Below are 13,834 nucleotides of genomic sequence, written 5' to 3' on the forward strand. Positions count from 1 at the left end.
CGTCCCGGTTCGGGGGATATTGAAAGGCTGGACAGAATGCCGGTGGTGACAAGATGCAACGCCGCCATCGCGGGCTGCGACCGCAACATGAATGAAGGACAAGCCTTGAAACACGCCCCACGAGCCCGCACGGCCGCCCTGTTGATCGCCGTGGCGCTGGTGGCCGCTTGCGGCAAGCCCGGGCCGGAGGCGCAGATCGCCTCGGCGCGCGCGGATCTGCAGCGCCGCGATCCACAAGCGGCCATCGTGCGCTTGAAGACCGTGCTGCAAGACCAGCCCGAATCGGGTCCGGCGCGGCTGCTGCTGGGCCGTGCGTTGTTCGAGCAGGGCGATCCGGCATCGGCCGCCGCCGAGTTGCAGAAGGCCCTGGATCTGAAGCACCCGCCATCCGAGGTGCTGCCGACGCTGGCGCGCGCGATGCTGCAGCAGGGGCTGGCGCGCAAGCTGATCGAACAGCATGGTGCGACCACGCTGCCCGATACCGAGGCGAACGCCGAGTTGCGCACCACCATCGCAGCGGCGCACTACTCCCTGGGCGCCCGCGCGGCCGGTGACCGCGAGCTCGACGCCGCCTTGGCAGCCTCGCCGCAATCCGCGCCGGCGCGCAATCTGCGCACCCGCGTGATGGCGATAGGCGGCCAGATTCCGGCCGCGATCGCGCTGAATGACGAGGTGCTGAAGGCCCTTCCGCAGGATCCGGAGGCTTGGCAGCTGCGCGGCATGCTGTTGCTGGCGTCGAAGAAGGACAGCGCCGGCGCGCTGGCGGCCTATCGCAAGTCGTTGTCGTTCCATCCGCGGCAGCCAGGTGTGCATGAAGGGGTCGTCGCGCTGCTGATGCGCGACAAGCAGCTCGATGCGGCCGAGGCGCAGGTGGCGGAAATGCGCAAGGTGCTGCCCACGCACCCGCTGACCTATCTGCTGGCCGGTCAGGTCGCGCTGGCGAAGAAAGACTATCCGAAGGCCAAGGATCTCGCGCAGCGCCTGATGAAGAACCTGCGCGAAGACCCCGCGGTGCTGCTTTTTGCATCCGAGGTCGAGTTTCGCGCAGGCTCGTTGCGACAGGCCGAGACGCACCTCGGCAAGCTGCTCGGCAAGGCCCCGGACAACGCGGGGGCGCGCCAGTTGTTCGCGCAGGTGCAGCTGCGGCTGGGGCAGGCGCCGCTGGCCCTCGAGACGCTGCGGCCGTTGCTGGAGCAACCGGCGGTGCCCGCGCAAACGCTCGTCGCGGCCGCGACGGCCCACCTGCAGCTGGGCGACAACGCCGCGGCCGAGGCGTTCTACGTGCGCGCGTCCAAGGCCGATCCGGATGACGTGCGCAGCCGGATCGCACTGGCACTGAGCCAGATCGGCCGTGGCCAGACCTCCGGTTTTGCCGAGCTGGATCGTTTGTCGGAAGCAGACACCGGCGGCATCGACGCCGATCTGGCGGCGGTCGCCGCCCATGCCCGCCGCAAGGAATTCGATGCCGCCCTGAAGGCGGTCGACCGGATCGAGAAAAAGCAACCGGGCAAGGCTCTGAGCGCGCACCTGCAGGGGCGCATGCTGCGGATGACGGGCGACCGCGCCGGCGCACGCCGCAGCTTCGAACGTGCGCTGCAGATCGACTCCCAGTACGTCATCGCCGCGGCCGACCTGGCCGAGCTCGACGTCGCAGAGCAGCAGCCGCAGAAGGCGCGGGCGCGGCTGGAGGCGATATTGACCGCCAATCCGCGCAACGAGGCGGCGCGGCTTGCACTGATCGATCTCTACGCACGCAGCGACAGCGACACCGAGGCGATGCTGAAGCTGATCAACGAGGCGCTGGCCGCCAATCCAATGTTGAGCCGGCCGCGCCTGCTGCTGGTGCACCACTACCTGCGCACGAACAAGGTCGCGCTGGCAATGGCGGCGGCGCAGGACGGCATCGCGGCCAAGCCCGGATCGCCGGAGTTGCTCGATGCGCTCGCGCAGGCGCAAAGCCGCATGGGCGATACCCAGCAGGCGATCGTGACCTACAACAAGCTCGCTGCGCTGCAGCCGAAATCGGCCTTCCCGCACCTGCGTCTGGCGGCCATCCATGCGCGCAACAAGAACCAGGCGGGGGCGCTGCAGAGTCTGAACAAGGCCCTGGCCATCGCGCCCGAGCTGCTGCTGGCGCAGCGCGCGCTGGTGTCGCAGCACCTCGGCGAGAACAAGCATGCCGATGCGCTGGCCGTCGCGCGGCTGGTCCGGCAGCAGCGGCCGAAGGAGCCGGCCGGTTACGTGCTCGAAGGGGACATCGAAGCCGACCGCCGCGCCTGGTCGGCGGCCATCGTTGCCTACCGGGCCGGTCTGAAGAATGCGCCGTCGACCGAGCTGGCGGTGCGCCTGCACGGCATGCTGATCCGGAACGGCAAGCCCGACGAGGCCCAGTCGTTTGCCAGTGCGTGGCGCGCGGAGCATCCGAAGGATGCGCTGTTCGTGCTCGGGCTCGGCGAGCAGGCCCTCGCGGGCCGCAAGCTGCCGGAAGCCGAAAAGTACTTCCGCGAGGCGCTGCAGCGCTTGCCGGACAGCCCGATGGCGCTGAACAACCTGGCCTTCGTGCTGGCGATGCGCGGTGAGCCGGAGTCGATCGCGCTGGCCGAGCGGGCGATCAAGCTCAAGCCCAACGAGGCCACGCTGTACGACACGCTCTCGCTGGCGCAGGCGAGCAACAAGCAGCTGGAGCGCGCGATCGAGACCCAGAAGAAGGCCATCGACCTGACATCCGATCAGGACCTCATGCGGCTGCGGCTGGCCAAGTTGTATCTCCAGGCCGATCGGAAGGCCCTGGCCAAGGAACAGCTGCAGCAGCTCGAGGCCAGAAGCGCGATTCCGCAGGTCAAGACCGAAGCGAAAGAGTTGCTCAAGACCCTGTGATGCTCGCGCGGCCGCGGGCTGCGTGAAGTTTTGCATCGCAGCACGCGGCGCCGTCGGCGCCAGCCGCGATTCCGTAAAACTGCCTGTGTCATGATGCGCAACCGTGCATTTGGCGTGCATCCGGTGTGCATGGCGCGTGCGCGCCAGCGCCATTGCCGCCGGCTGTCGCGCACAAAGTTCGCTGCATGAGAGGAAGCAAGTTGAACGCCATTTCCAAATTGATCGAGTCCAGCATGGCCTGGCGGCTCGGCGCAGCATTGCTGGTCGTGCTGCTCGGCGCCTGCGCGTCACGCCAGCATCCGCCGGCGCCGGCGCAGGCCGATACGCAGAACTACAACTACATCATCGGCCCCGGTGACTCGCTGCAGATCACCGTCTGGCGCAATCCCGACCTGTCGATGACGGTGCCGGTGCGTCCCGACGGCAAGATCGCGACGCCGCTGATCGACGAACTCGTCGCGCAGGGCAAGACCTCGACCGAGATGGCGCGCGACATCGAGAAGCAGCTGTCGAAGTACGTGCGTGATCCGGTCGTCACGGTGATCGTCACCGCCTTCGTCGGCCCCTACAGCGAGCAGATCCGCGTTGTCGGCGAAGCGGCCAAGCCGCAGTTCCTGCCCTACAAGCAGAAGATGACGCTGCTCGACGTGATGATCGCCGTCGGCGGCCTGACCGATTTCGCCGATGGCAACGGCGCGACGATCCTGCGCGGCTCCGAAGGCAACAAGCAGTATTCGGTGCGCCTGAAGGACCTGATCAAGCGCGGCGACGTGTCGGCGAACGTCGAGATGAAGCCGGGCGACATCCTCATCATCCCGCAGGGCCTTTTCTGATGCCCCCACGCTCCCTCCGGTCGCTGCCCCCCAAGGGGTCCCTTGCAGCGGACCGGCAGAGCCGGATCCGCGCAAGAGCTTGGCTGTAACCCCGACAGAAGTGCCATGGAAGACCTGATCAACCAGCTCACGACCATCGTCCGCCGGATGTGGAAATTCCGCTGGCCGGCACTGCTTGCGGCGTGGTTCGTCGCCATCGCCGGCGCCGTCGTCGTCTTCTACGTGCCCGACAAGTACGAGGCCACGGCGCGCATCTTCGTCGACACGCAATCGATCCTGAAGCCGCTGATGTCGGGCCTGACGGTGCAGCCCAACGTCGAGCAGCAGGTCGGCATGCTCAGCCGCACGCTGATCAGCCGGCCGAACGTCGAGAAGCTGATCCGCATGGCGGACCTCGACCTGAAGAACGAGTCGAAGGCGCAGCAGGAGGCGCTGATCGAGAGCCTGACGAAGTCGCTCGAGATCCGCGGCACGAACCGCGACAACCTCTATTCGCTCAGCTACCGCGATGCCGACAAGGAAAAGGCCAAGCGGGTGATCCAGTCGCTGGTGTCGATCTTCGTCGAGTCGAGCCTCGGTGCCAGCCGCAAGGACACCGACTCGGCCAAGGTCTTCCTCAACGAGCAGATCAAGACCTATGAGGCCAAGCTCGAGGAGGCCGAGACGCGGTTGAAGGAGTTCCGGCTGCGCAATCTCGACCTGCAGACCGCCGACGGCCGCGACTCGGCGTCGCGCCTGGGCGAGATCAGCAAGCAGCTCGAACAAGCGCGGCTCGAGTTGCGCGAGGCCGAGAATGCCCGCGAAGCGGCGAAGCAGCAGCTGGCCGCCGAAAAGCAGTCGAACACCAGCGTCACGCAGAGCCTGTTGCAGGAGTCGTCGGTCAGCGTGTCGACGCCCGAGCTCGATGGCCGCATCGCCGAACACAAGCGCAACCTCGACGCGCTGCTGCAGCGCTACACCGAGCAGCATCCCGACATCATCAGCACGCGCCGCCTGCTGAAGGACCTGGAAGAGCAGAAGAAAAAGGAAATCGCCGAGCAGCGCAAGCTGGCGCTGAGCCAGCCCGCGGCGGCCGCGCCGCAGTCCGGCCTTGCGTTCCAGGAGCTGAACCGGTTGCTGGCGACCTCCGAAGTGCAGGTCGCGTCGCTGCGCGCACGCGTGGCCGAGTATTCGTCGCGTTATGCGCAGGCTCGGGCGGCGCTGAAGACCTCGCCGCAGATCGAGGCCGAGGCGGCCCAGCTGAACCGCGACTACGCGATCATCAAGAAGAACTACGAAGACCTGGTCGCGCGCCGGCAGGCGGCGGTGATGTCCGGCGACCTCGATGTCGCGTCCGGCGTCGCCGACTTCCGGCTGATCGATCCGCCGCGCGTCTCGTCGCGCCCGGTGTCGCCGAACCGCTTCCTGCTCTATCCGCTGGCGCTGGCCGCGGCGCTCGGCGTCGGACTGTTCGTCGCCTTCGCGGCGAGCCAATTGCGCCCGGTCTACGACGCGGCCTACGAGCTGCGCGCGAAAACCGGGTTGCCGGTGCTCGGTGTCGTCTCGCTGGTGCTCAGCGATGGGGACACCCGCAGGGCACGGGTCGACTTGCTGCGCTTCCTGGCCGGATCGGGCAGCTTGGTCGGTGTGTACGTGATCGGGCTGATCGCGCTGACGGTCATCGTCAGCAGGCAGGTGGGTTGAACGATGAGCAGCTTGATCGAACAGGCCGCGCGCCGACTGGCGCAGATTCGCGAATCGGGGATCGAGATTCCCGGCGAGACCGCGCCCGCCGACACGACGGTGCCGACCACCACGCCCGGCGACATCGCGCCGCCGCGTTATGCCGCGACGCCGGCGGCGCCGCCGCTGGCCGCGCCGCTGGTCCCCGTGCCGCCGGCGATGGTGCCGCGGCTGGCCGACGAACCCACGGTCACCTCGCGTCGCGTCGAGCTCGATCTCGATCTGCTCGCCGCGAGCGGCATCGTGACGCCGAACGCGCCGCGCTCGAACGTCGCCGACCAGTACCGGGTCATCAAGCGTCCGCTGATCCTCAATGCGATCGGCAAGGGCGCGGTGCCGCTGAACCACGGCAACCTGATCATGGTGACCAGCGCCTTGTCCGGCGAGGGCAAGAGCTTCACGTCGATCAACCTGGCGATGAGCATTGCCGCCGAGCTCGACCACACGGTGATGCTCGTCGACGCCGACGTCGCGCGGCCCTCGGTGCTGCGCATGCTCGGCTTGCCGCCGGGCCCCGGCCTGCTCGACCTGCTCGAGGGCCACGCCGACATGTCGAACGTGCTGCTGCGCACCAACATCGACAAGCTGACGCTGTTGCCCAGCGGCTCGCCGCACCCGCGGGCGACCGAGCTGCTGGCCAGCGATTCGATGCGCCAGCTGCTCGACGACATCGCGACGCGCTACCACGACCGCATCGTGATCTTCGATTCGCCGCCGCTGCTGCTGACCACCGAGTCGCGCGTGCTGGCCTCGCACATGGGCCAGATCGTCGTCGTCGTGCACGCCGGCCGGACGCTGCAGGCGGACGTTCAGCATGCGCTGTCGACGATCGAGTCGTGCCCGGTGCGTCTGATGCTGCTCAACAAGGCGCAAAGCAACGCCCACGGAGCCTACGGCTACTCGTATGGCTACGGTTACGGCGAACAAGAACAGATGCCGGGTTGAGCCGGCGCCTTCAACCACAATGATGCGTCCAGGGTCTGGAGAACGCGATCGTGCCTGCCTGCCGAGTCGGCCCCTGTGGCCGCTGGCCTTGCTGCTGGCCGCCGCAGGCGGCCAGGCACAGGAAGCGGCGCAACTGCAGCAGTCGCAGCGCGGACGCCCGCTGACGGTCCAGCCCAGCGCATCGATCACCGAGACGCTGACCGACAACGCGCTGCTGCGCGACAGCGACAAGCGCACCGAGGCGATCACGCAGCTGACCGCCGGCGTCGCCGCGACGCTGCGCGCCGACCGTGTCAGCGGCGTACTCGACTACCAGCTGACCGGCACCGTGCACGCGCGCGAGACCAAGGCCGACAAGGTCGGACAGTCGCTGCGAAGCACGCTGAGCGCCGTGCTGATCGATGAGCTGTTCTATCTCGACGGCAGCGCGTCCATCGGGCGCCAGGCGATCTCCGCTTTCGGCACCCAGGATGTCGGCCGGCCGCTGGACAACGAGAACAGCACCGAGGTGCGCAGCCTGTCGTTGACGCCGTCGCTGCGCGGCCGCATCGGCGACAACGCGGTCTTCGACGCGCGCGTCAATTTCACCAAGCAATCCAGCGAAGGCAGCAACCGCGGCGACCTGACGACGCGGACCGATACGCTGTCGGTCGGCGCGCGCCCGGGCGTGCGCCTGGGCTGGAACGCCAGCGTCACCCGCGGCAGCTACAAGTACAAGGACGGGTCGAACACCCATGACAGCCGCGCACTCGTCGGCCTGACCTACCAGCCCGATCCGAGCTGGCGCTTCTCGGCCAACGCCGGGCGCGAAGAGAACGACATCACGACGCTCGGCACGAGGAACAACACCACCTGGGGCGTGGGCCTGCAGTGGGTGCCGAGTCCGCGCACGCAGCTGGCGGCGACGCGCGATCATCGCTTCTTCGGCGAAGCGCACAGCATCAGCTTCACGCATCGCGAGCCGCGCACGACGTGGCGATTCACCAGCTCGCGCGATCTTCAGAGCGCGCAGCCGAACCAGGTCAGCACGCTGCTGCACGACGTGTACCAGCTGCTGTTCGACATGCTTGCCAGCAGGGTGCCCGATCCGGTGGCGCGCCGGGATGCGGTGTTGCGAGTGATGGAGCAAGAGGGCATTCCCGCTTCCGCGGTGGTCACCTCGGCGTTCCTGAACTCGGCGGTCACCCTGGTCAGCCGGCAGGAGCTTGCCTTCGGCTACCAGGGCATCCGCAGCAGCGCGCTGTTGACGATGTACCGCAGCGACACCCGCCGTGTCGACGGCAGGTCCAGCGCGATCGACGACCTGTCGACCGACCCGGCGGTGCGCCAGCACGGCGCCTTGCTGACGCTCAGCCACCGGCTGACGCCGGCCAGCGGCATCAGCCTGACGCTGACCTGGCAGCGCAACCGCGGTGCTTCGCAGGCGCGCAACAACGAGTTGTCCTCGGCGTCGCTGAACTGGACCACCCGCCTGGGCCCGCACAGCAACCTCGCGCTCGGCGCGCGCCATGTCGAGTTCGACACCGCGCTGAACCCCTACAACGAGAATGCCGTGTTCGCCACGCTCGGCGTTCGGTTCTAACGCAGGACGCCCCGCCATGTACGAAGCGTTCTACGGGCTCGCCAACAAGCCCTTCCAGCTCAACCCGGATCCGAGCTTCTATTTCGGCAGCAAGCAGCATCGGCGCGCCAAGGCTTACCTCGACTACGGCGTCTCGCGCAACGAAGGCTTCATCGTCATCACCGGCGAGATCGGCGCCGGCAAGACCACGCTGCTGCGCGCGCTGATCGACGGCCTGCACGGCAGCAACGTCATCGTCGGTCACCTCGTGACCACGCAGCTCGGCGCCGAGGACACGCTGCGCATGGTCGGCGCGGCGTTCGGCTTCCGCGTCAAGGACGTGCCGAAGTCGGAGCTGTTGATCACGCTCGAAGCCTTCCTGATCAGCCAGACCAGCAAGGGCAAGCGCTGCCTGCTGATCGTCGACGAGGCGCAGAACCTGACGCCGCGCGCGGTCGAGGAGCTGCGCATGCTGTCGAACTTCCAGTTCGGCAACCAGGCGCTGATGCAGAGCTTCCTGGTCGGCCAGCCCGAGTTTCGCGAGATCCTGCAGCGGCCCGAGATGGAGCAGTTCCGCCAGCGCGTGGCGGCCACCTGCCACATCGGCCCGCTCGATGCCGAGGAGACGCAGCACTACATCGAGCACCGGCTCAAGTGCGCCGGCTCGACCGGCCAGCCGAGCTTCGAGCCCGACGCCTTCACCGCGATCCACCTGGCCAGCAACGGCATCCCGCGCCGCATCAACTCGGTCTGCGACCGGCTGCTGCTGCTGGGCTTCCTGGCCGGCAAGGCGCACCTGGCGAAAGCCGACGTCGACGAGGTGATGCGCGACATCGCGCAGGAGTCCGCACTGCCGGCGGCGCCCGCGGTGCCGGCGGTGCGCGCTCCCGGCCAGCCCGGCGCCTCCAGCGAAGTGATGGAGCTCGACGTCGACTTGTCGCAGCTCAAGCTCGACCCCGAAGCCGCCAGCGCGATGACGCGCCAGCTCGCCAGCCTGACCGCCGAGCAGCGCGGCGACCAGCTGCAGCGCCTGGAGCGCGGCATGCTGCGCCTCGAACGCACGAACCTGCAGATCCTGTCGATGCTGCAGCAACTGGTCGCTGCACTGGCCAAGCCCGGCAGCGACCCCAAGAAATCATGACCTCCCCAGCCTCTCCCGCCCCCGCTTCGATCGGCCCGGTGATCTGCGTCGTCGGCGCGCGCCCCAACTTCATGAAGATGGCGCCGATCCTGCGCGCGCTGGCCGCGCACGAGCCGCCAATTCCCGCGCTGCTGGTGCACACCGGGCAGCACTACGACCACGGCATGAGCCACCAGCTGTTCATCGACCTGCGGCTGCCGCAGCCGGACATCAACCTGGAGGTCGGCTCGGGCAGCCATGCGGTGCAGACCGCCGAGGTGATGCGCCGCTTCGAGCCGGTGATCGACGAGCACAAGCCGAGCTGTGTGCTGGTCGTCGGCGATGTCAATTCGACGCTCGCCTGCACGCTGGTGGCCGTCAAGCGCAATGTGCCGGTGGCGCATGTCGAAGCCGGCCTGCGCAGCTACGACCGCAAGATGCCCGAAGAGATCAACCGCGTGCTGACCGACCAGGTCGCCGACCGGCTCTACACCACCGAGCGCAGCGCCGCCGACAACCTGCTGCGCGAAGGTGTCGCGCCTGAGCGCGTCTGCTTCGCCGGCAACGTGATGATCGACTCGCTGCTCGACAGCCGCGAGCGTGCGCGCAGCGCGGCCGACACGCTGCGACAGCACGGGCTCGATGCCGCGCTGCTGCAGCATCCGAAGGGTTACGGCGTCGTGACGATGCACCGGCCGTCGAACGTCGACGATGCGGTCACGCTGCGCGGCCTGCTCGAGACGCTGGCGATGGTCGCGCGCGACCTGCCGCTGGTCTTCGCGATGCACCCGCGCACCCGTTCGAACATCGAGCGCTTCGGCCTCGGCGGCCTGCTCGATCCGGCCCGGGTCGCGGTGCTGCCGCCGCAGGGCTACCTCGAGATGGTCGGGCTGATGGGCGGCGCGGCGCTGGTGCTGACCGACTCCGGCGGCCTGCAGGAAGAGACCACCGCCCTGGGCGTGCCGTGCCTCACGATGCGCGAGAACACCGAGCGCCCGATCACCGTCGAGCAAGGCACCAACACGATGGTCGGCCGCGAGCGTGCAGCAATTCTCGCTGGCGTCGCCGACATTCTCGAAGGCCGTGGCAAACGCGGCCGAGTGCCGGAATACTGGGATGGTCATGCGGCCGAGCGCATCGCGGCCGACCTGTGGCCCTGGCTGCAAGCCGGCGGTCACTAGCCCGTCGCGTCGAGGCCGGACACTGCGGCCGAGCTATCCCTGATATGACCACCATCACCAACGCCCTGACGATCGACGTCGAGGACTACTTCCAGGTCTCGGCGTTCGCGCCCTACATCGCCCGTGGCGAGTGGGACACGCGCGAGTGCCGCGTCGAGCGCAACGTGATGCGCATCCTCGAGCTGCTCGATGCGCAGCAGGCCAAGGCCACCTTCTTCACGCTCGGCTGGATTGCCGAGCGCTACCCGCAGCTGGTGCGCGAGATCGTTGCGCGCGGCCATGAGCTGGCCAGCCACGGCTACGGCCACGAGCGCGCCAGCGACCTCGACGAAGCCGCCTTCCTCGACGACGTCAAGCGCGCGAAGGCCCTGCTCGAGGACCTGGGTGGCGTCGAAGTCAAGGGCTACCGCGCGCCGAGCTTTTCGATCGGCGCCGGCAACCTGTGGGCCTTCGATTGCCTGGCGCGCGCCGGCTACCGCTACAGCTCCAGCATCTACCCGATCGCGCACGACCATTACGGCATGCCCGATTCGCCGCGTTTCGCCTACCGCGTCAACGAGCGCCTGCTCGAGATTCCGGTGACGACGCTGCGCGTGCTGCGGCGCAACTTCCCGTCCTCCGGCGGCGGCTACTTCCGGCTGCTGCCGTACGCGCTGTCGCGCTGGATGCTGCAGCAGGTCAACGCGGTCGACCAGGAGCCGGCGATCTTCTATTTCCACCCGTGGGAGATCGATGCCGGTCAACCACGCATCGAGGGCATCGACCTGAAGACGCGCTTCCGGCACTACGTCAACATCCCGCGCATGGACAGTCGGCTGCAGGCGCTGCTGGCCGACTTCCGCTGGGGCCGGATGGACGACATCTTCCTCGGCCGCACGACGGTCCCGGCGGCGCTGCCGCAGGGCGCGGCGCCGGTCATCATCTAGGCGCGCCGGCCATGCCGACGATCCATCGCCTTGCGGTGCGCGACAGCGCGGCCGCCGCCCGCTGGGACGCTTTCGTCCACGATTGCCCCGGCGCCACCTTCTTCCACCGCGCCGGCTGGCAGCGTGTGCTCGGCGACGTCTTTCGCCACGACACGCATTTCCTGTTCGCCGAAGACGGCGGCCGGATCACCGGCGTGCTGCCGCTGGCGCACGTCAGGAGCTGGCTCTTCGGCAGCGCATTGACCTCGCTGCCGTTCGCCGTCTACGGCGGCGCCGCTGCGCGCGACGAAGCCACTGCGCTGGCGCTCGAAAGCCATGCCCAGGAGCTGGCGCGGCGCCTGCGCGTGCCGCACCTGGAGATGCGCAACGTCCAGCGGCGCCACCAGGACTGGCCGCTGCAGGACCTGTACGTCACCTTCCGCAAGGAGCTGCTGCCCGACGAGGAAGCCAACATGCTGGCGATCCCGCGCAAGCAGCGCGCGATGGTGCGCAAGGGCATCAAGAACGGGCTGACGAGCGCGGTCGATCCCGGCGTCGAGCGCTTCTTCGCGCTGTATGCCGACAACGTGCACCGCCACGGTACGCCGGCGATGCCCAAGCGCTACTTCCAGGCATTGCGCGACGAGTTCAAGGACGACTGCGAGGTCCTGACCGTCAGCGCGCCCGACGGCAAGCCGGTCTCCAGCGTGCTGAGCTTCTACTTCCGCGACGAGGTGCTGCCGTACTACGCCGGCGACGACACCGCCGCGCGCGACCTGGCCGGCAACGACTTCAAGTACTGGGAACTGATGCGCCGCGCTTGCGGCAAGGGCCTGAAGGTTTTCGACTACGGCCGCAGCAAACAGGGCACCGGCTCCTACTCGTTCAAGAAGAACTGGGGCTTCGAGCCGCAGCCGCTGCACTACGAGTACTGCCTGTACCAGCGTGACAGCGTGCCGCAGAACAATCCGAACAACGCCAAGTTCAAGCTGCTGATCGAGACCTGGCGGCGGCTGCCGCTGGGCTTCGCGAACTGGCTCGGCCCGTTCATCGTGCGCAGCCTGGGATGACGGCATTGGCCATCGCCTCTCCCGCCGGCCCGTGGCGCACGGCCCTGCCGGCGCTCGGCCTGCTGTGGATCGCGCTCGGCTTCATCTACGCCGGCGCGCTGACGGCAATGGTCGGCATCTGGTCGCGCTCGGACACCTTCGCGCACGCCTTCGTCGTGCCGCCGATCGCGCTGTGGCTGGCGTGGCGCAAGCGCGCCGAGCTGGCGCTGCACCTGCCGCGGCCGTCGCTGTGGTGGCTGCTGCCGTTTGCCGCGATGGCGCTGCTCTGGTTGCTCGGCGAGCTGGTGGCGGTCAATGCCGCGACGCAGTTCGCTGCCACGGCGATGCTCGTGCTGGTGGTGCCGCTGGTGCTGGGCACGCGCGTCGCGGCGGTGATCCTCTTTCCGCTCGCCTATCTCTTCTTCGCGGTGCCGATCGGCGAGTTCCTGCTGCCGGTGCTGATGCAATGGACGGCAGATTTCACCGTCGCCGCGCTGCGCCTGTCGGGCGTGCCGGTGTACCGCGAGGGCCTGCAGTTCATCATCCCGTCGGGCAGCTGGTCGGTGGTGGAAGCCTGCAGCGGCGTGCGCTACCTGATGGCCTCGTTCATGGTCGGCAGCCTGTTCGCCTACCTGAACTACCGCTCGGCGAAGCGGCGCTGGATCTTCGCGCTGGTCTCGCTGCTGGTGCCGATCGTCGCCAACTGGCTGCGCGCCTACATGATCGTGATGCTCGGCCACCTGTCCGGCAACCAGATCGCCGTCGGCGCCGACCACCTGATCTACGGCTGGGTCTTCTTCGGCGTCGTGATCACGATCCTGTTCGTGATCGGCGCGCGCTGGGCCGAAGCCCCGGCCGAAGCCCTGCCGCCGCCGGCGGCCACCCCGCTGGAGCGTGCCGGCGCCGCCTGGCAGAGCTGGGCCGCGGTCGCCGCCGCGGTGCTGCTGGCGCTGCTGCCGCATGCGGCGATCAAGCGCATCGAGGCGCGCGACGCGTCGGGGCCGGTGCAGCTGGTGCTGACCGAGCCGGCCGCGGCAGGGTGGCAGAGCGCGGCAGTGGCCGACGACAAGGGCTGGCGGCCGGCCTTCCGGGCGCCGTCGGCCGAGCAGCGCGCGCGCTGGCACAACGATGCCGGCGTCGCCGTCGACCTGTACCTGGCCTACTACCGCGGCCAGGACGACCAGCGCAAGCTCGTCAGCTCGAGCAATGTGCTCGTCGCCTCGAGCGATCGGGACTGGAATGCCGTCCACACGCAGCTGAAGCCGGTGGCGCTTGGCGCGCGCACGGTCGAGGTGCGGCAGACGGCGTTGATGTCGCCGATGAGCACGCGCGAGCATGCGCGGATGCTGGTCTGGCAGCTGTACTGGATCAATGGCGAGCTGACGGCCCGCGACGTACGCGCCAAGCTGCTGAGCGCGTGGCAGCGGCTGCGCGGGCAGGGCGACGAATCGGCGGCCATCGTGATCTACGCGGCCGACCGGCCGGGCCAGCCGGCCGAGGCGGCGCTGCGCGGCTTTCTCGGCGCCAACCTGGACACGATCGAGCGCGCCCTGCAGGCGGCGCGCGACCGGCGCTGACCCGCATCAGCCGACAATTGCGGATTTCACGCACATCGCAGTCACCAATTTCAAGAGGGATCGG

General features: G+C 68.5%; 10 protein-coding genes. All 10 read left to right on the forward strand.

Annotation, left to right across the window (positions count from 1 at the left end; genetic code table 11):
* Positions 1-105: 105 nt before the first annotated feature.
* Positions 106-2,877, forward strand: a complete 2,772-nt coding sequence (prsT, locus tag HLB44_RS05805) for an XrtA/PEP-CTERM system TPR-repeat protein PrsT (protein WP_173121606.1) — start codon at positions 106-108, stop codon at positions 2,875-2,877.
* 233 nt (positions 2,878-3,110) lie between these two features.
* Positions 3,111-3,710 (forward strand): XrtA/PEP-CTERM system exopolysaccharide export protein, encoded by a 600-nt coding sequence (locus HLB44_RS05810; RefSeq protein WP_173122226.1) that lies wholly within the window; start codon positions 3,111-3,113, stop codon positions 3,708-3,710.
* Positions 3,711-3,815: 105 nt separating this feature from the next.
* Positions 3,816-5,393, forward strand: a complete 1,578-nt coding sequence (locus tag HLB44_RS05815) for an XrtA system polysaccharide chain length determinant (protein ID WP_173121608.1) — start codon at positions 3,816-3,818, stop codon at positions 5,391-5,393.
* Between the two features lie 3 nt (positions 5,394-5,396).
* The gene (locus HLB44_RS05820; protein ID WP_173121610.1) at positions 5,397-6,377 is read left to right on the forward strand and encodes an XrtA-associated tyrosine autokinase; all 981 of its coding nucleotides are present in this window, start codon (positions 5,397-5,399) and stop codon (positions 6,375-6,377) included.
* Positions 6,378-6,465: 88 nt separating this feature from the next.
* Entirely contained in the window at positions 6,466-7,959 is a 1,494-nt protein-coding gene (locus tag HLB44_RS05825) for a TIGR03016 family PEP-CTERM system-associated outer membrane protein (protein ID WP_173121612.1), read from the forward strand.
* Positions 7,960-7,975: 16 nt separating this feature from the next.
* Positions 7,976-9,079, forward strand: a complete 1,104-nt coding sequence (locus tag HLB44_RS05830) for an XrtA/PEP-CTERM system-associated ATPase (protein ID WP_173121614.1) — start codon at positions 7,976-7,978, stop codon at positions 9,077-9,079.
* Positions 9,076-10,239, forward strand: a complete 1,164-nt coding sequence (gene wecB, locus HLB44_RS05835; protein ID WP_173121616.1) for a non-hydrolyzing UDP-N-acetylglucosamine 2-epimerase — start codon at positions 9,076-9,078, stop codon at positions 10,237-10,239. Before HLB44_RS05830 ends, wecB begins: the two co-directional genes overlap by 4 nt.
* A 44-nt stretch (positions 10,240-10,283) precedes the next feature.
* Positions 10,284-11,165: an XrtA system polysaccharide deacetylase gene (locus tag HLB44_RS05840; RefSeq protein ID WP_173121618.1), complete on the forward strand. Its 882-nt coding sequence runs from the start codon at positions 10,284-10,286 to the stop codon at positions 11,163-11,165.
* A gap of 11 nt (positions 11,166-11,176) precedes the next feature.
* Entirely contained in the window at positions 11,177-12,214 is a 1,038-nt protein-coding gene (locus HLB44_RS05845) for a FemAB family XrtA/PEP-CTERM system-associated protein (protein ID WP_173121620.1), read from the forward strand.
* Between the two features lie 5 nt (positions 12,215-12,219).
* Positions 12,220-13,770: an exosortase A gene (gene xrtA / locus HLB44_RS05850; RefSeq protein ID WP_173121622.1), complete on the forward strand. Its 1,551-nt coding sequence runs from the start codon at positions 12,220-12,222 to the stop codon at positions 13,768-13,770.
* Positions 13,771-13,834 lie beyond the last annotated feature (64 nt).

Origin of the sequence: Pseudaquabacterium terrae (genome assembly GCF_013266755.1) — a bacterium.
Classification (GTDB): Bacteria; Pseudomonadota; Gammaproteobacteria; order Burkholderiales; family Burkholderiaceae_C; genus Pseudaquabacterium; species Pseudaquabacterium terrae.